At 60.0% G+C, this 17,468-nt stretch carries 17 protein-coding genes; 6 read left to right on the plus strand and 11 right to left on the minus strand.

Annotation, left to right across the window (positions count from 1 at the left end):
• Positions 1-151: 151 nt before the first annotated feature.
• Positions 152-811, minus strand: a complete 660-nt coding sequence (locus GSQ81_RS16435; RefSeq protein WP_158911729.1) for an HNH endonuclease — start codon at positions 809-811, stop codon at positions 152-154.
• Between the two features lie 57 nt (positions 812-868).
• Positions 869-1,702 (minus strand): ComF family protein, encoded by an 834-nt coding sequence (locus tag GSQ81_RS16440; protein WP_158911730.1) that lies wholly within the window; start codon positions 1,700-1,702, stop codon positions 869-871.
• Between the two features lie 300 nt (positions 1,703-2,002).
• On the opposite strand from GSQ81_RS16440, the gene GSQ81_RS16445 reads away from it, so the two are divergent.
• Entirely contained in the window at positions 2,003-4,291 is a 2,289-nt protein-coding gene (locus GSQ81_RS16445; RefSeq protein ID WP_158911731.1) for an OPT family oligopeptide transporter, read from the plus strand.
• A 23-nt stretch (positions 4,292-4,314) separates the two neighbouring features.
• Here the strand turns inward: GSQ81_RS16445 and GSQ81_RS16450 are convergent, their stop codons facing one another.
• From GSQ81_RS16450 to GSQ81_RS16470, 5 genes are read right to left on the minus strand one after another with little or no spacing between them, the layout of a single operon-like run.
• Positions 4,315-4,722, minus strand: coding sequence for a HEAT repeat domain-containing protein (locus GSQ81_RS16450; RefSeq protein WP_158911732.1), 408 nt, complete (start codon positions 4,720-4,722; stop codon positions 4,315-4,317).
• Positions 4,623-5,339, minus strand: a complete 717-nt coding sequence (locus tag GSQ81_RS16455; RefSeq protein ID WP_158911733.1) for a hypothetical protein — start codon at positions 5,337-5,339, stop codon at positions 4,623-4,625. The genes GSQ81_RS16450 and GSQ81_RS16455 overlap by 100 nt, the downstream gene beginning before the upstream one ends.
• Positions 5,340-5,379: 40 nt before the next feature.
• Positions 5,380-6,357: a HEAT repeat domain-containing protein gene (locus tag GSQ81_RS16460; RefSeq protein ID WP_254060248.1), complete on the minus strand. Its 978-nt coding sequence runs from the start codon at positions 6,355-6,357 to the stop codon at positions 5,380-5,382.
• Between the two features lie 9 nt (positions 6,358-6,366).
• A complete protein-coding gene (locus GSQ81_RS16465) occupies positions 6,367-7,107 on the minus strand; it encodes a hypothetical protein (RefSeq protein ID WP_158911734.1) in 741 nt (246 codons plus the stop codon).
• Complete coding sequence (locus GSQ81_RS16470) at positions 7,104-7,688, minus strand: RNA polymerase sigma factor (protein ID WP_158911735.1); 585 nt, start codon at positions 7,686-7,688, stop codon at positions 7,104-7,106. The genes GSQ81_RS16465 and GSQ81_RS16470 overlap by 4 nt, the downstream gene beginning before the upstream one ends.
• Before the next feature lie 178 nt (positions 7,689-7,866).
• On the opposite strand from GSQ81_RS16470, the gene GSQ81_RS16475 reads away from it, so the two are divergent.
• Both GSQ81_RS16475 and GSQ81_RS16480 read left to right on the plus strand, forming a co-directional pair.
• Positions 7,867-9,633, plus strand: coding sequence for a metallopeptidase TldD-related protein (locus GSQ81_RS16475; protein ID WP_254060249.1), 1,767 nt, complete (start codon positions 7,867-7,869; stop codon positions 9,631-9,633).
• A 110-nt stretch (positions 9,634-9,743) separates the two neighbouring features.
• Positions 9,744-11,306, plus strand: a complete 1,563-nt coding sequence (locus GSQ81_RS16480) for a metallopeptidase TldD-related protein (RefSeq protein WP_254060250.1) — start codon at positions 9,744-9,746, stop codon at positions 11,304-11,306.
• Positions 11,307-11,424: 118 nt separating this feature from the next.
• On the opposite strand, the gene GSQ81_RS16485 is transcribed toward GSQ81_RS16480, so the two are convergent.
• The 3 genes from GSQ81_RS16485 to GSQ81_RS16495 all read right to left on the minus strand — a co-directional run bounded on the left by GSQ81_RS16485 (position 11,425) and on the right by GSQ81_RS16495 (position 13,643).
• Positions 11,425-12,546 (minus strand): glycoside hydrolase family 76 protein, encoded by a 1,122-nt coding sequence (locus GSQ81_RS16485; RefSeq protein ID WP_158911737.1) that lies wholly within the window; start codon positions 12,544-12,546, stop codon positions 11,425-11,427.
• 78 nt (positions 12,547-12,624) lie between these two features.
• On the minus strand, positions 12,625-13,398 hold the full coding sequence (locus tag GSQ81_RS16490; protein ID WP_254060251.1) for a septal ring lytic transglycosylase RlpA family protein: 774 nt from the start codon (positions 13,396-13,398) through the stop codon (positions 12,625-12,627).
• Positions 13,395-13,643 carry a hypothetical protein gene (locus GSQ81_RS16495; RefSeq protein ID WP_158911738.1) on the minus strand — a complete coding sequence of 83 codons (249 nt, stop codon included), beginning with the start codon at positions 13,641-13,643 and terminating at the stop codon, positions 13,395-13,397. Before GSQ81_RS16495 ends, GSQ81_RS16490 begins: the two co-directional genes overlap by 4 nt.
• A 286-nt stretch (positions 13,644-13,929) precedes the next feature.
• Between GSQ81_RS16495 and GSQ81_RS16500 the strand changes: the two genes are divergently transcribed.
• Positions 13,930-14,745, plus strand: coding sequence for a hypothetical protein (locus GSQ81_RS16500; RefSeq protein ID WP_158911739.1), 816 nt, complete (start codon positions 13,930-13,932; stop codon positions 14,743-14,745).
• Between the two features lie 45 nt (positions 14,746-14,790).
• Positions 14,791-15,669, plus strand: coding sequence for a hypothetical protein (locus GSQ81_RS16505; RefSeq protein WP_158911740.1), 879 nt, complete (start codon positions 14,791-14,793; stop codon positions 15,667-15,669).
• A gap of 195 nt (positions 15,670-15,864) precedes the next feature.
• On the opposite strand, the gene GSQ81_RS16510 is transcribed toward GSQ81_RS16505, so the two are convergent.
• Positions 15,865-16,488, minus strand: coding sequence for a DUF882 domain-containing protein (locus tag GSQ81_RS16510; RefSeq protein WP_158911741.1), 624 nt, complete (start codon positions 16,486-16,488; stop codon positions 15,865-15,867).
• Between the two features lie 218 nt (positions 16,489-16,706).
• Here GSQ81_RS16510 and GSQ81_RS16515 point away from each other — a divergent pair, with 218 nt between their 5' ends.
• The gene (locus GSQ81_RS16515; protein WP_158911742.1) at positions 16,707-17,432 is read left to right on the plus strand and encodes a YceH family protein; all 726 of its coding nucleotides are present in this window, start codon (positions 16,707-16,709) and stop codon (positions 17,430-17,432) included.
• Positions 17,433-17,468 lie beyond the last annotated feature (36 nt).

A 17,468-nucleotide genomic window follows, 5' to 3' on the forward strand; every position in this document is an offset into this window, starting at 1 on the left:
GGCTTCAGCCTTGGCCCTCTAAGAAGCGCCAGGAAGTCGGGCTTTAGCCCACGGGGTATGTCTTCCTTCCCCGGTCCCACACAAAGCGCCTTTTTTCGAAGACTTTAGTACTTAAATACGGGAGGCCCCTCTCAATAGAGAGAAAATTTCGCTAAGCCGCGTCACCCGCCTCAAAGTACAGGTACTTCCGCCACGCAGCATCGGCACTGCCGATCATCCGCATGATGTGCCGCGAGGTATGCAGGCTGAACGGCCGTGGCTCCCGTTGCAGCGTCATGTCGGTCAGCTCATGCAGCAACTGATTGCCCTTGCGCCGGTTGCAGTCATGGCAGCACGCCACTAAATTCTCCCAGGTCGAAAGCCCACCCCTTGACCGCGGAATCACATGGTCAAGCGTCAGCTCGCCCGCCGTCAGCACGATAGAGCAGTACTGGCAGCTATTTCTGTCCCGCAGCAAAATGTTCTTGCGCGAAAGCGCCCGTGTCTGATGCGGAATCCGTCGGTACTCCAGCAGCCGGATCACGCTTGGCATCGCCACAGTCACCCGCGCTGCATGAAGGATCGCGCCCTGCTCCTCCTCGGTGCGCGCCACACCCTTCAACACCAGCACCAGAGCCCGCCGCGCTCCGCAGATATTAATCGGTTCATAGCTGGCATTCAGCACCAGCACCGGCGTCTGCATCGCCGGTTGCCGGAACACACCAATCCGGACATCCACATCTGACACCAGCCTCCCGCTCGCATGGGAGCTGCCATGTCCCGAGTGTCGATTCCCAGTTAGCCTCTGCTTCCGCATCTTCCCCGATTGCATCGTCCTGCCCTCCGGTTCCAAATCATCGTTCGCAAGAAATCATTAAAAAATTTGTGCTCATGATGCATCCCAAAACTCAACCATCTCTCGCTGCGCCCGGGCCAGCGTAGCGACCCAAACCTTCGTCGCTCCAGCCCGCCGAAGAACTCGCGCACACTCCCGCGCGGTCGCTCCGGTCGTATAAATGTCATCCACCAGCAGAACCTCGCGCCCGGTCAACGCAGAGCCATCTCGCACCGCAAACGCGCCTTTCAGGTTCCGCCTGCGGCCATGCGAGGTCAGCGCAAACTGGCTCTCTGTATCCCGCACCCTCCGAATCACTCCATGCGCCGCGCGCAGCTTCCACTCCGGCCGCGTCTTCTCCAGCTCGGACAGCGCCGCATCCGCCAGCAAAACCGCCTGGTTATAACCCCGTTGTCTTTCCTTGGTCGGGAACAGCGGCACCGCGACCACCATTAACTCCGCGCCAGTCTGCCCCTCCAGCATCTCGACTGCCTGCGCCAGCATTCCACCCAGTGGACGCGCCACAGCGCTCATCCGCTCGTATTTGAGCAGATGCACCATCTCGCGCAGTCCATCCTGATAGACCCCATAGGCGACCGCCCGCTCAAACTCCGGCGCAACCATCCGGCAAGGCGAGCACAGCAATCCCTCGGCAGGGAACTGTCCTGCAAACCGAACCCCTTCCAGATCAAGAGCTTCCCCACACTGCCTGCACAACGTCGCCGTCTGCACCGCAACGGCACCTAAACAATCTTCGCAAACAGGAGAGAGTCCAGCCCGAAGCAGCGGTCCACCACAAACCCTGCAATCGGCGGGAAATAAAGTTGTTACCAAATCATCGACAACAGCCCGAACCACCCGTTCCGGCTTTTGCAGAAAGCGCGACATTGCGCTAACATCCGCCACCCTGTTGGCTTCCAAACCAGGCGGCGCGCTGTGACACGTACCGGGCGGCCCCCCGGCACTACTACCGAGCGCATTGTCATTCAAGCATTCGCTGAAGACGCACCTCACTCGCCGGCGCTCCAGGTCGGTCGGACCGCGCCATGCCCGCAGTATACGCCTAAACTGCAACTTTCTCGCAAATTGCTGCACCATGCTTGATGCACCTCTGCCCCGGCCTCATCCCCGCTGATACACTCCCATCCAGCCGGACACATCGCTTTACCGGCGGGAGAGAGTCACAGAATGGCAACGCCTACCATCACCAAAACCACTTACCAGCCCTTCGTAGGCGCAGGCGAATCCCGCCGCGAGCTCACACCCCGCGCCCTTATCCTCGGTGCCTTCTTCGGTGTGCTCTTCGGAGCGGTCACCGTCTACGTCGGCCTCCGCGCAGGTCTCACCGTAGCGGCATCGATTCCAATCTCGGTCCTCTCTATCAGCATCCTGCGCGCCTTCGGCCGGGCCAGCATCCTTGAGAACAACATCGTCCAGACCACCGGAAACGCTGGCCAATCCATCGCCTCGGGCGTCATCTTCACGCTTCCTGCGTTGATCTTTTTAGGCTTTGATCTGGAGAGCACAAGAATCTTCGCCCTTGCGCTCTTCGGAGGCTGGCTCGGCGTTCTCTTCATGATCCCGCTCCGCCGCCAGCTCATCGTCGAAGAGCATGGTTCGCTCACTTACCCCGAAGGCACTGCCTGTGCCGACGTCCTCGAAGCCGGAGAGCGCGGCGGAAGCTTTGCCAGCCGGGTCTTCCTCGGCCTCGGCCTCGGCGGCATCTACACCCTCTTCCAGAACGACAACCTCTTCTCCCTCTGGCCCTCGCAGCCCGACTACCAGCCCAACCTCGGCGCGCAGCATCTGCTCAAAGGCTCGGCCATTCGCGCCGACTGCACGTCAGAGTATCTCGGCGTCGGCTACATCATCGGCCTTCGCGTCTCCGCCGTCATGCTCGCCGGAGGAGTCTTCTCCTGGCTCGTCCTGATGCCCGCGATCTACTTCTTCGGCTCTCACCTAACCAGCCCCATCTATCCCGGCACGACGCTCATCAGCAACATGACGCCCTCCGATCTCTGGAGCACCTACGTCCGCCCCATGGGCGCGGGGGCCGTCGCCGCCTCCGGCCTCATCACTCTACTTCGCACCGCACCGACCATCATCTCGGCGCTCACTGAAGGCCTCGGCAGCATGGGAAAGAATCGCAAGGGCAGAGAGGGAAGCCAGGCCAAAACCATCCGCACCGAGCGCGACATCCCCATGTCGATCGTTCTCGGCGGAAGCATCCTGCTGGTCATCCTGATGTGGGCGTTTCTGCAGTTTCATCCCGTCCCGGGAGCGCAGGTCGGTGCGTTCGCCAACCTCTCCGCCGCTCTGCTCGTCATCGTCTTCGGATTTTTATTTGTCACTGTCTCCGCCCGCATCGTGGGCATCGTCGGCAGCAGCGCCTCGCCGGTCTCGGGCATGACCATCGCCACGCTGATGGCCACCGCCGCCATCTTTCTCGTCCGCGGTTGGACCGCGCCCGCCTTCGGAGCGCTCGCCATTACCATCGGTGGCATCGTCTGCATCGCCGCCGCCAACTCCGGCGATACCGCGCAGGACCTCAAGACCGGCTTCCTTATCGGAGCCACTCCGTGGAAGCAGCAGCTCGCCATCATGATCGGCGTCATCGTCTCGGTCTTCTCCATCGGCGTCACGCTCAACGCCATGAACACCGGTCTCGAGACCTTTCAGCGAATGCAGAAGCCCATCGTCTTCTCGCTGAACGCTCTCCCCGACGGCGTACAGAATGAAGGCAACTTCAAACGCGATCACCTCTCGCTGACCTCGCACAACACCGACAATCCCACGCGCGAAGAGGTCTCCAACACTCATCAGCTTATTCTGCTCAACTCCATCGGCTCCACCACCCTCGAAGACGGCAAATACCTCTACAACCCGCAGACAGGGCAGATCGAGATCCAGTGGATCCAGGGCATCGGCAGCGAAAAGGCCGCTGCTCCGCAAGGCCGCCTCATGGCCACCGTCATCAACGGAATCCTCACCCGCAAATTGCCCTGGGGATTAGTCCTGCTGGGAGTAGCGCTCGTCATCTGCATCGAAATGCTCGGCATTCGCAGCCTTACGTTTGCCGTAGGAGCCTACCTCTCCATCGCCACCACGCTCGCCATCTTTATCGGCGGCCTCATGCGCTGGATGGTCGATCGCACTCTCGAAAAACGCGTGGCCACCAACCCTGAAGAGATCGACCCGGATACGGGGCTGCCTGTTCCCACCAGCGTCACTCCTGCGCTCGACTCGGAATCGGAGATCAGCTCCGGCTCGCTCTACGCCTCCGGTCTTATTGCGGCAGGAGGCATCGTCGGTCTGATGGGTGTAGGTGTGCGACTCTACGAAGCTGCCACCGACAAGATGTTCCCACGCTTCAGCGACCACAACCCCTTCTATCACGACTGGGTCAGTGTCATCATGTTCGCGCTGCTGGCCTTCTCGCTCTACTACTTCGCCCGCAAGCCGCTGGAGAAAAAGTAGTAGAGCGATGACTCATAGCCCGGTTATTTCTTGAGCAGCTTCGTGAGATAGTCGAGCGCGCGCGGATCGGTGGACTGCCCCAGCCAGAAGACGGCCTGCTTGCGAACGGCAGCGTCTTTGCTGGTGTTGGCAATCTGTATAAGCTGCGTAGCCGCTTCGTCCCCCGGCAAGCGCGAGAGTGAGAAGACTGCGGATTTACGAAGTTGTGCATCGGGATCGTTTTCGCTGATCTCGCGAAGATCGCCCGCGACAACTTTGCCGCCCTTCATCGCCATCCAGAACTGAGCCTGCTTGCGGACCTGCGGAGAGGAATCTTCGTGCGCCATGCGAATCAGTTCTGCAACCGCACCGGGGTCTTTGGTGACGGTGAGGTCGAAGGTAAGCTTCTCGCGAAAGGCTGCGTCGGAGTCCTCGCGGGCAAAGTGCTGCAACGCAGCGAAGCCCTCGTGGCTATGCTGGCTGGCAAGCCAGAACGCGGCTTTCTCGCGGAGATCGAGATCGTTCCCAGCAGCCGCGAGGCTGATAAGCGTGGGCCAGTCGCTGGAGATTGATGGATGGAGATGGCGAAGACGGCAACGTCGCGAAGCTTCCTGCTGTCATTCTGAAGGGCGAGTGATTTCAGGTTAGCGATGCTCTCATCGGGTGTGACGTTGGTGAGCCACACAACGCGGAGATCGCCTGCATCGATCTGGCGGCCGGGATTGTCCACATGGATCTTCTCGATGCCGTGATTGACGATGCGAAAGAGGATGACGGCATGGTCGTAGGAATGATTGCCAGAGTCGCCTTCATCATCTTTCACGTTTGGATGATCGCCTTCAAGGTAGCTGATGCGCGGATACTGTCCAGAGAAGGATTTTTCGACTACGGGAACGCTATAGCCGACCCACAGCGGTGCAGCTTCGTCTTTGAGTGAATTGAGCTCGGCGTTCAGACCGTGGGCAGCAGTCGTGGTGAGACGCGCATGGAGGAATTGCGGCTGCTGCGCAAAGGCTGTGACAGCAGAGAAGACAGCGATAGTGGCGAGCGTGCGAGCGAGAGGACGCATGTTCTTTCTCCTGTAAGGGGAACGGGTGATAAGAAGTCGATTACTTGAGAAGCTCCATCATGTAGTCGGTGGCAACCTTGTCGTTCATGACGGAGAGTTGGGCGACGATCGTGCGCTTCAACTGGAGGTCTTTCTCGCTGCGGGCCAGCTCGACCAGATGGGGCGCGTCCTGGGTGAGGAAGAAGGCGGAGATGATGGACTTCTTGATCTGGCGATCAGAAGTGGTGCGGTAGACTTCGGCGAGCGTGTCGTCGTCGCGCTTGCCCTGGAAGAGCGCCATCATCGTGATGGCCTGGCGCTGAAGTTCAAGGTCCATCTTGCCGGTAACGGCGTCGTGCAGCATGGCCCGCGCCTCGGGAGATTTGCTCTGCGCGAGCACAAAGATGGCGTGTTTCTTCACCCCGATCGATTGATTTCCATTGAGGATGCCGCGCAGGATCGGGATGGCCTTGGCCGGGTCCTGATTGAGCATGGAGTTGAGCGCGAGGATCTTCATGTCGGGGTTGTTATTGATATCGACATTGATGTTGGGGATGACGATGGGATCGATATGAACATCGGGATTGACGTGAATGTTCATGCTCTGCGTAATCTTGTCGCTGAGATTGATGTTGATGTCGGGATTGCTGATCGAGAGAACATCGCAGTCCTTATTCCAGGGGCTATCGGCATACTGCGCATGGAGCGTGTTGCAGATTGCCGCAGCATCGGAGTGGCGGCGAAGCTTGTTGAGCGAGTAAGCCTTCCAATAAAGGGCAGCGTCGGAGCGCTTCTCTTTGGCCGCAATCACCTTGTCGAATGCGCGGATCGCATCCTGCCATCGCTGTTCGTTCATGGCGCGAGTTCCGGCAGCGTAGGGGCTGTTGTCGTTGGCGGCTGCCGCAGGCAGAGGCGCTGGATCGAAGACCATTCCGTAGAGCGGTTGTGCAACCGCAAAGACAAGCAGAAGTGCCGGGGAGAGAAGTCTGCTGCCGATTCGTTTTGTCGTAGTGATGGTCGTGGACATTGCTGTGGTCATGGCGGTTCCTTATTGGGCGTTCTGGTTCTGGCGAAGAATGCGAATGTCGAGCAGCAGGCCGGAGGTATTCATCTCCAGGCGAAGCTGCAAAGTGCTATGCGGCGAAGACGGCTCGTTGTCGAGCGTGGTCAGCACGCGGCCCAGATCGTCGAGCACCGCTGCCTGCGCCAGCTCGCCATGGTCGCGCGCAGTGCGAACATAGACGGCGTTGCTGAGCAGAAGATCGCGGGCCTGCGCACGCGTCGCCGGATCAAGCGAGCCGGAGGTGTGGTTGACCTCGGTGAGAAGACGCTCCGCTGCGTCAAGATGATTGGCGACGGTCGGGTCGGTCGGCTCGGTGGTAAGCGGGCCATGCCCGTTGATCGCGGTATTGGGGTGGGTGACGCGGTCGATGGCAGGCAGCAACGCGGCGATGTGGTCGCGGTCGCGGGTAACGTGAATGCTGACGAAGACGACGAGAAGCAACGCCACGGCGGCCAAACCTGCTCCTGCCCATAACGTAAAGCGCAAGAAGAATTTGCGACGTGGTTCAGGCGTAAGCACGGAGAGATTGCCGCGCAGACGCTGCCAGTTGCGGTCCAGATCAGGCTGTGGGACGGGATCGGAGGAGAAGACGCGCAGGGTCTCGGCAATCGAATCCGACAGCGCGGCGCACTCGGTGCATTGCTCGATATGGCGCTGGATAGCAGCTTCGTCAGAGCTTTCGTGAAGCTGATAGGCGATCAGGTCTTCTTCAGAAAAGTGGGTCATGACAAGCCTCCTGCGAGGGGAGCGAGGGAGCGCCGCAGCTTGCCGACAGCACGGAAGACAGCCTGCTTGGCCGAGTTGGCGGGCACATTCAGCGCAGCGGCGATCTCGGCGATGGGCAGGTCTTCCATGTGGCGAAGCGTGAAGGCGGTCCGCTCCATAGGGGTAAGGTGGGCGAGCGCTTCGTTGCGAAGCGAGGCAGCTTCAAGGTCGAGCAGTTGCCGTTCAGGGCCGGCGTGCGTGTCGGCCAATTGAACGGTCTGCTCGACCGGGGAGGGATTCTCGGTGATGCGTGGGCCGTATTGCGAGAGATCGCGGTTGCGGCGTTCGACGAGATTGATGGCGGTATTCATAGCGATTCGCGTGATCCAGGTGGAAAAAGAGGCGTCCTGCCGGAAGCCCGGAAGCTTGTTGTAGGCGCGAAGGAATGCCTCCTGCGCGGCCTCTTCCGCGTCGGCCTGATTGCCGGTGATGCGGAAGGCGATGCGATGCACGGTGCAGAAGTGGCGGTCCATCAGGACCCGGTAGGCATCCCGGTTTCCGGACAGTATCTGCTGAATCGCCTCTGCATCGACTTTGTTCATCCGCCCGATTAGACAACAACTTTGGGCTGCGGTTAGGTAGCAGGCAGCTTATTTTTTGGCGAAAGCCGGGTTTATTACTTAGGAGCGGGGCGGTCATCATTGACGCGCCGAAGTGAAGATATTTCCGCTACACTCTGCTTCAGTTGAATTTTTGTATGTGAATCGAGTTTTCTTTCCAATGACGAGACAGAGAGTCGTGGTTGCCGGTGCTGCAATAGCCGGTTTGGTGATGGTGGGGATGGCCCTGCCAGGGCGTGTGGTTGCGGCGGCGGAGGCCCATGCGGAAACGGGTCAGACTTCCAGCGTTCTGGTGGACACGATGGAGTCGGAACTGCATCGCGCGATGAACTCGCTGGGCAGTTCCAGCAGCGCGGCACAGCAACCGAAGCCGTATTTCCTGAGCTATTCGGTGGCCGACGGCGAAGAGGTCAGCATCGCCGCTCAATTTGGCGCGATCACGAACTCGAACCAAAGCCATCGCCGTTTTGCCGACGTACAGGTGCGCATCGGTTCGCCCGCCGAAGACAACACGCACGGCGACCATCGCAACAGCGCGCTCACGACCATCCCCATTCCGCTGACCAATGACAGCAACGCCATTGCGCGTAGTCTTTGGTTTGCGACGAATCGCGGCTACGGCAAGGCGCTCGACGGCTATCTGAAGGTGAAGGCAGACCAGGAGGTCCGCGCCAAGGAAGAGGACGGGTCGCCGGATTTTTCGACGGAAGAGGCAAAGGTAGCCTTGCTGCCGACCGCTCCGCCGCTCAAGGTCGACACTGCGGAGTGGGAGACGCGGCTGCGTGAGCTCTCCGGCCTGTTCAAGCAGTATCCGGACGTCTTCTACAACACGGTGGCGCTTGAGGCCAGCTCCGAGACGGACTACTTCGTCTCGTCGGAGGGCGCGAAGGTCGCCACGCCGAACCACGTTGCCCGCCTGGTGGTTCTGGGCCGAACGCGTGCAGCCGATGGCATGGACATGTTTCGCGCCGAGACCTTCGAGGCCGATGCGACCGGACATCTTCCCGATCAGAAGGTACTCGCCGCAAAGATCACCGAGATGGGCAAAAATCTCGAAGCCTTGCGCGTGGCCCCGATCACCGACCCCTATAACGGCCCCGCGATTCTGAGCGGACGAGCGGCGGCTGTCTTCTTTCACGAAGTTCTCGGCCATCGCCTGGAAGGCCAGAGGCAGCGTGGCGACGACGAGGGTCAGACCTTCACCAAGCTGATGGGCAAGCAGATCCTGCCCACCTTCATGAGCGTCTCCGACGACCCCACGCTCGAGAAGTTTGAGGGAACCTGGTTGAGCGGCCACTACGACTACGACGACGAGGGCGAGCAGGCGCGTCGCGTCGATCTGATCACGGACGGAATCCTCAAGACATTCCTGATGTCGCGTCAACCGGTCGCAGGCTTTGCTCATAGTAATGGCCACGGGCGCGCCGAGGTGGCCCACATGCCTAACGGACGGCAGGGAAATCTGATCGTCACCTCGTCGAAGACGGTAAGCGATGCCGAGCTGCGGAAGATGCTGATTGACGAGGCGAAGAAGCAGGGCAAAGCCTACGGGCTTTACTTCGAGGACATCTCCTCCGGATTCGCGGTGACGACGCGGCGCTCGCCACAAGCCTTCCAGGTCATCCCGCTGGTCGTCTATCGCGTGTATGTGGACGGACGGCCCGATGAGCTGGTGCGCGGCGTAAGCATCGTAGGCACACCGCAGGCGGCTCTGGCGCGAATCGTTGCCACCGACGACAAGCCGGAGGTCTTCAACGGAATCTGCGGCGCCGAATCAGGCAGCATCCCAGTCAGCGCGGTGGCACCGGCTATGCTGGTCAGCGAGATTGAGACGCAGAAGCAGGCACAGGGCACCGCCAGACCTCCCATCCTTCCTCCTCCTAACGCAGAGATCAGCGCAGATGCTTCCGGAAAGGGTGGCCAATGAACAATTCGTTCTCATCAAAGTTACATAAATATTGGCTGATCACGACAGCATCCTGCCTGTGTGTTTTTTCTGCAACATTCAGCGCAGCCCAGACACAGAGCAGCGATTCAATGTTGCGTGCCATGCAGACAGAGCTTAGCCGCGAGAAGGCGCTCCTTGTCTTGCCCGGAATGCAGCGGCCGTACTTCATCGAATATCAGCTCGACGATTTGACCAGCTACGAGGCCATCGCCAACTATGGAGCGCTGACCCGCGAAGAGTCGAACCATCAGCGCGTGGTGCGTGTCACCGTTCGTGTTGGGGACTATGCCGCGGACAGCAGCACCAGCCGGGGAGAAGGCGCCATCGCGCTTGCGCCCAGCGACAACAATCCCGAGGCGTTGCGGTACGCTCTTTGGACTGCGACCGATACGGCGTACAAGAATGCGTTGCAAACCTACGCCGCCAAGCAGGCCGCGTTGAAGCAGTTTCAAACCCCACAGGTGGAGCATGACTTCGCCGAGGCGAAGCCGGTGGTGCACGTAGCTCCGCTGGTCGCGATTGATCTCGACCGCAAAGAGTGGAAGCAGCGAATCATCGACGCGAGCGGACTTTTCGAGACTGCGCCCGAGGTCCGCGCTTCAGCGGAACAGGTGCAATACTCGACGGCGAACGTGCGTGCAGTGGCTGTGAACCGGTATCTGGTGAACACCGAAGGAACCGTGGTGCGGCAGGGATACACGGGTTACGCCGCTGGTATCAGTGTCGGCGGCCAGGCCTCCGACGGAATGCAGTTGAGTCGCGATAACGGGCCGACCGCCGCGGACGCGAAGGAGTTGGAGACCGGGCCTGAGTTTCGCAAGCGCGTGATCGAAGATCTGAAGAGCCTCACTGCGCTGCGTGCTGCCCTAGTAGTCCCGGCAGAGGACTACCACGGTCCCATCCTCTTCAGCGGCGATGCAGCGTCCGATGTTATGGCACGGCTATTCGTTCCCAACATTGAGGCAGACCGTCCCGCGATGGGCACAACGGCGCGGACGACAGGAGCCTATGCGTCCAGCTATAAATCGCGTGTATTGCCCGCGATACTGAACGTCACCGACGACCCCCTGATGACGAAGTTTGCAGGCAAGACCCTGCTGGGCGCTTACGAGGTCGATGACGAGGGCGTCCCCGCGCAATCCGTCGATGTCGTGGTCAAAGGCATCCTGCAGAACTACCTCATCGGGCGCGAGCCGGTGAAGGACTTCCCCGCTTCCAACGGGCATGGACGCTCCGCGCCGGGACAGGCGGCGCACTCACGCGCCAGTGTCGTGATCGTGAAATCAAGCGAGGCTGTGCCGGTAAGTGAGTTGAACAAGCGCCTGATTGCCATGGCGAAGGAACAGGGCCGCGATGTCTATGCGGTCGAGACTCTGGGCGGCGCTCTCGAACCCCGTCTCTTGTATCGCGTCCATGCGGATGGCAGCAGGGAACTGGTGCGCGGTGCGGTCTTCGACGAACTCGACAACCGCAGCCTGCGCTCGGATATCGTGGCGGTGGGCAATGACGATTATGTCTCAAACTCGCTAGGCCCGGTGCCGCAGACCACGATTGCCCCGAGCCTGTTGTTCGACGATGTAGGCGTCAAGCGTGCAGTCGAGGAGCAGCAGAAGCTGCCCTACTACCCCCCACCGGCATTGGATAAAAAGTAGAACCAAAGCTCACGTCATCTCGACCGCGCTGCTCAACCACAACGGCACGTCATCTCGACCGAAGGCGGCGCTTTTGCCGCCGCAGTGGAGAGACCCCTGTATTTCGTTGTTGCCTGTTTTACTGACGCCGACCAGAACCAAGATCAGCCGCGGCCGTCAGAGCATCCAGCGCCGAACTCTGACGCGCGGCATCGGCCAGATCGAACGGCCCAGCCCACCAGAAGCCCAGATGATTCGCGGAGTCTCGGTCCTTGGCCCATAGGCTCGCGGCATTCGCTCTCGCAAAGCTCGCGTAGCTGCCATCCGGGAACGCATTGTTGAGCAGCATAAGATTGCGGCTGAAGATGCCTTTGAACTGCGGCACGTCGCCGCCGGTATGTGCGCCGTTGGGCTCATGCAATACACCCTGGCCATCGACGAGGTGCTCGATCGCCGCATGTGCGATAGCCGACGCCGTCTCCGTAAGCGCCGGATCGGGCGCGGCTTTGTTCAGCTCCATCAGTGCGCCGAGAATCACTCCCTGGTTGTAGCTCCACGTAGCTCTGCCGTTGTTGGTGCAGTGTGTTGGGTTCGAGATGTCGAGTCCATCGTTGATCAGATGTTCGCCGTTGATCATGCCCGAGTCATGAAACCAGACCCATTCCTTCTGTGCCCAGCCTAGATATCGCTGACGCTCCTCGGGAGCTTTTGCGCGATTCGCCAGCGAAGCCGCAACCGCAAGGAACAGCTCATTCTCAATCGCATTCTTCTCTTTGCTCTTCTTGCTCCACCACACGCCTCCGTCACACGTCTCGGTCTCCCATCCTTTTTGCATGTTGTCGAAGATGGAGCCCGCGGCCTGAAGATACTCGGTCTTCCCAGTCAGGTCATAGACATCGATCCAGGCCAGCGCCCACCAGCCCTCGTCGTCGTAGTAGTCGTTGATGAAGCCCGGAAACCCGTCATGCCCAGCCTGCGCGGCGTGCAGCGTGTTCGCAAAGATGGGCAGGTATTTTTTCGTGTGACTCATCCGGCTGTAGTTCGCAAGCGCGGTGATTGCGTTGGCGGAGTTCCACCACCCCGTCGTGCGATACAGGCCACTCTGCGACGTGTACCACTGCTGCAACACATTCACTGCCACACCCGCATGCGCCCGGTCGGTTTTGTTCGATGACGGTGCAGCCAATGCCTGCGTGGCGATGCATATTGAGAGGAAGACAGGAAGGATGCGGACAATCGGGTTCGTTTTGGATAGCGTCATCGAAGATACAGGCCCTTGGTTAAAATTCGCTGCTCAATTCCTGCGCAACGAGTGTTCGCAACCACTATAGAAGAATGCTTAGTTGGTTCGGACGATGTAAGGCAGCGCGGCCGGGTCAGGCGTCCGGATACTCTCGGCGACCTCATTGGCGTGGGCCCTGTCGGGCTGTAGCGGATTGATGCGCACCCAATGGCCCGTAGGACCGGCGAATTCAATGACCTTGGCAGTCGTGTAGCGGCGGCTGAGTTGGTCCTTCAGCTTGGCTGCATCTCTCTCGCTGGAGAAGGCACCAACCTGAACACACCATCGTCCGGCGGCCTGCGGCGTGGCCGAGGCGAAGGCCTCGACTCGTACTCTTGCAACGCCAACGCGATAGACACCAATCGCCTTGGCAGCGGCAAGCGATAGGTCGATGATGCGGCCGCGAACAAAAGGCCCACGGTCGGTGATGCGCACGACGGCAGATTGATTGGTGGTCAGGTTCGTCACGCGGACCACGGTTCCCAGCGGCAGCGTCAGATGAGCGGCGGTCATCGCGTTCTGATCGTAGACAGTGCCATCGGCCCCTTTGCGTCCGGCGTAAGGGGGGCCATACCAACTCGCCAGCCCAATCTCGCTCGAAACCGCTCTGCCATCTGTCTGAGGTTGCGGCGCGGCCTCTTCCGCATCCATATCGCGATCACGATCAGTATTGCGGCTGGGACTTCGGCTGGCACGGGTGGAGTTACTCGCATCCGGCAGCGAAGGCGGTGGAGGTTGGCGATAGGCTCGCGTCGTCTCTCTGTGGCACCCGCTCGCCAACAGCATCAGCGCTGACAGCACAGCCGCGTAAGTGAGGCGCGAGCGGTTCAAGGCTTCGGCTCACCCGGCGGTGGAGGTGGTGTCTTGCGAGCCTTATCGTCCATCCGCTGGGCCAGACGGTTCAACTCGGCTGCGGCGGAGCGAAGTGCCTCGGAGCCATTGCGGCGTACATCAGGCACAATCTCGTCGTTGAAGTAGGTCACAAAACGGCGAAGATCTTCCTCGACGCGAGTTCCGGCTTCATGCAGGCGCTGCTCCCACGGGCGCTTTGGGGCTGTGGAATCTTCAAAAGCCATGAGCGTACCTCTCTGCTTTGAACGAACAAGCCTCTGTGTAATTATGCGGATGTGGAAAATGCATGGTCAACCGTGATTGCCGTATATTCGCAGCGCAGTGCCGACGTGGTAACGGTGGCATATTGCAAGTCCGTGCTGGCTTTGGGATACAACCTGAGCCCCCCAAATAGCGTCTTTTAAAGGTATAGATACGCTGAATCTTCGCGTATACGTTAGTCTGGTGACTCTCTCCCGAAAGACTTCGAGGTTATTTCTTTTGAACGGAAAGCGCATTTCAAAGTCTTTCATGGCACGACAATCGATACTGCTTCTCGCACTCGGCCTGGCAGCAATGCCTGTTGCATTTGCGCAGCCCACGTTGCAGCCAGCCGCCACACCGCATACGGAAGTGGCAGCGTTGCCAGACGCGCCCGGAGAAATGTTCAGGATAGCCGGCAACAACAGCGTTGATGCTGCCGACAACTCCTCCAGCTCAGTGGACGCCTTCCCGGATGCCGAGCCGACAGGACCGGCCGTCGCGCGAAAGAGGGTGGCTTCGCGTTGGTCAGGTATCATCCTTCGCGGCCAGCAGGCTCCTGTCCTTACCGGCAGAGACAAATTTTTGATGGGTGCAAGAGACGCGGTCTCGCCCTACTCGATTGCCGGATGGTTCTTCTCCTCGGGATACTCCCACCTGACCAACGGTTCCCCAAACTACGGCACCGACAAAGGAGCGTACGGCCAGCGACTGGGAGCTGCGGCTATCCGCGACATGAGTGAAGACGTCTTCAGTACCTCGATCCTGTCAGCCGCCTTGCACGAAGACCCTCGCTACTACAAAATGGGCCGGGACCACAGCTTCGCCCGGCGAGCCGTATACGCCGCGACGCGCGTCCTCATCACCCGTACCGATAGTGGGCGTGCAACTCCCAACCTGTCACTCATCGGTGGAAATCTGGCAGGCGCGGCATTGACGAACGCCTACTATCCTCCCTTGAATCATGGAGCTAAACAGACCATGCTGACCTTCGGCTCTTCCCTCGGCGGCTCCGCTCTCGGCTTTGGCGTCAGTGAATTTCTCGATGACGCGCTTCAGTTCGCTCATATTAAAAAGAGCGAGTGACTCGCACCTCGCCGGGGTTATAGAACATAGCGAATGGGCTATACGGTGATTCGATCTCTTCTGGTTCTGACGGTTGCGTTCTCCGGCGCAGCGGCCTGCGCTCAAACCAGCGCCTCGCAATCCTCCCTACCCGATGCGCCAAGCGTCCTTCTCTCCCAACAGCAGGATGTCGTCGCCGTGGCAGAGGCGTCTCTCAAGGCAAGCGGTAGCGGCGTGGCGCCTTGCACACTCCGCCACGCCATGCTCAACATTCCTTCCCACTCCCGAACCATCGAGCCCGTCCGCGTCCCCTGCAACGAACTCGTCAATCCCTACCAGCGATTCTTCGATACCAACGTCGTCATTCCTCTGACGTCGAAGCAGAAGGGATATCTGGCGATTCATAACCTGACCGACCCCGCCAACCTGGCGACCATCGTTGCGGTCGCCGGCTTCAGCACCGCCATCGATTCGCATAGCGCATACGGTCCCGGCTGGAAAGGCTTCGGCAAAAATACCGGCGTAAGCCTTTTGCAGGACGCGACCGGAGAATTCTTCGGTGCGTATCTGATTCCTTCTATCGCCCATCAGGACCCCCGCTATTTCCGTATGCCCAAGGCAAGCATTCCGCGGCGGCTTGGACATGCGGTCTCCCGCACCTTCGTCGCCAACCACGACGACGGAGGCCTGATGCCCAACTACGCCAACCTGCTGGGCTATCCCATCAGCGCCGAGCTGAGCAACCTGTACGTTCCGGGCATCCATGCCGACCCGGCCTCCACCATGGCGCGCATCGCGACCGGCCTTGCGACCGATCCTGCCAACAACCTCATCACCGAGTTTCTGCCCGACGTGGCCAAGCACATCAGCATCCGCATCATCTTCGTGCAGCGAATCCTCAACCAGGTCGCCAGCCAGCAGCAGCAAGGCGGCACAACGTTCTAAAAGCTCTTTAACTACGTCGTCGCGATCAGTACCACTCGGCCACCACTGCACGTCATCCAACTAGTCCCGCTCAGCCACACTACACGTCATCTCGACCGGAGCAGCGCGGTCTCATCGCGCGGCGCAGTGGAGAGATCCCTGTATTTCGCCGTTGTTCTTGCCGTTGCCTGTTCTTGCCATCAGGCAAATCACCCGCTACTCGCCCAGTGCGCGCACTCGAGTCCGGGAGTGCCGATGCCGCGACCGCACCCGTCCATACGACCACTCCCTTACCGGTCCCACATCCACATGCACGAACTGCGACGTCGGATAGTACCCCACGCCGCCTTCATGCAGGCTTAGGGCCGCATTCCTCAGCCTGACGGTCGACACGCCCGGCACGCGGATATCAATCGCTTTCGCCGCAATATGCTGGCTATGCTCTGCCACGCCGGTGCTGGCTGCCCGCGTCCGCAAAAAGTGATTGGTCTCCGGAGTCCTATAGCCGCAGACGATATCGATCACCCCATTGGGCCGTCTCAACTTCGCCATCAGCGAGTGCAGTACATCGAACTCCTTCGGATCGTATGTCTTGACCGTGTCGGTCCGATAGTCACGCAGAAAATGGTTCAGCTTGTCGAGCGCCTCCGGAATATAGGTGTCCCCCACCCGGTACACCACATCAAGGCTCTCCCCCGTATGCAACTGATAGAGATGCAGCGAATAGTTCTTGCCCTGCAGTGTCTCTGTCGGCTCCGCGGCCTTCGCCGATCCGCCCACCATCAGCACCGCCGCAGCAACAGCCACAGCCGTCACCCACCTGTTAAAACGAAGCCTCATCCGCACATCCCCCGGGATCTGATTGTCTAAATGGTCGAACTCCAATGGCATTTGCTAAACGCCATTCGAGAATTCAATTTTATCGTCTCCAAACAACCATAATCTTCAAAATGCTCTTCCCGCATGTAACTTTTAGGTCACAGTTCCATTTCGGTTACTTCGGCACTCAGGCCGAAAGCCATCAGTCTGTCCACGATCCATTGTGTAATCATTAAGTTATGACGCTCGACCCTATCCAGCTCCGCGTACTCGGCGCGCTTGTCGAAAAAGAGATTGCCACTCCGGAAAATTATCCGCTCTCGCTCAATGCTCTGGTCAACGCGTGCAACCAGCGCTCCAGCCGCGATCCCGTGCTCAATCTGGCCGAAGACGAGGTGCGCCAGGCAATCCATTCGCTCGAAGACCTCAAGCTCACCGCTCCCGTCAACGATAGCCGCGTGCCCAAGTACGAGCACCGCATCCGTACCGTGCTGAATCTTCGTCGAGACGAGACCGCCGTTCTCTGCCTGCTGATGCTGCGCGGCGCACAGACCCCCGGCGAACTGCGCAGCCGCGCGGACCGCCTCTACACCTTCGATGACATTGGTTCCGTCACCAGCACGCTCGACCGCCTCGCCTCCCGTCCCCAGCCTGCTCAGGATGCAGAAACTCCCGACGCCACCGGACCACTCGTGATCATGCTGCCGCGTCAGCCCGGCGCGCGCGAGTCCCGCTACATGCATCTGCTGGGCGGCCCAATCGCCGTCTCCGCGCCGCCGTCTTCATGGTCGCAGCCTCTGCCCGACAGCGGCCACAGCACAGGTTCCTCGCGCGAACTGCTCGTCAGTCTTCACGAAGAAGTCATTACGCTGCATTCCACGGTCGCGGCGCTGGAGCGGCGCATCACGCAGCTTGAATCTCTTCGCACCTCTGAGCCCCTTCCACTCGCCGAGGCCGTAGACTAATCGCAGTACACTGAGACATCCGCCATGCCTCCCACG

The sequence above is a fragment of the Granulicella sp. L56 genome (assembly GCF_009765835.1).
In the GTDB taxonomy this organism is placed as follows: Bacteria; Acidobacteriota; Terriglobia; order Terriglobales; family Acidobacteriaceae; genus Edaphobacter.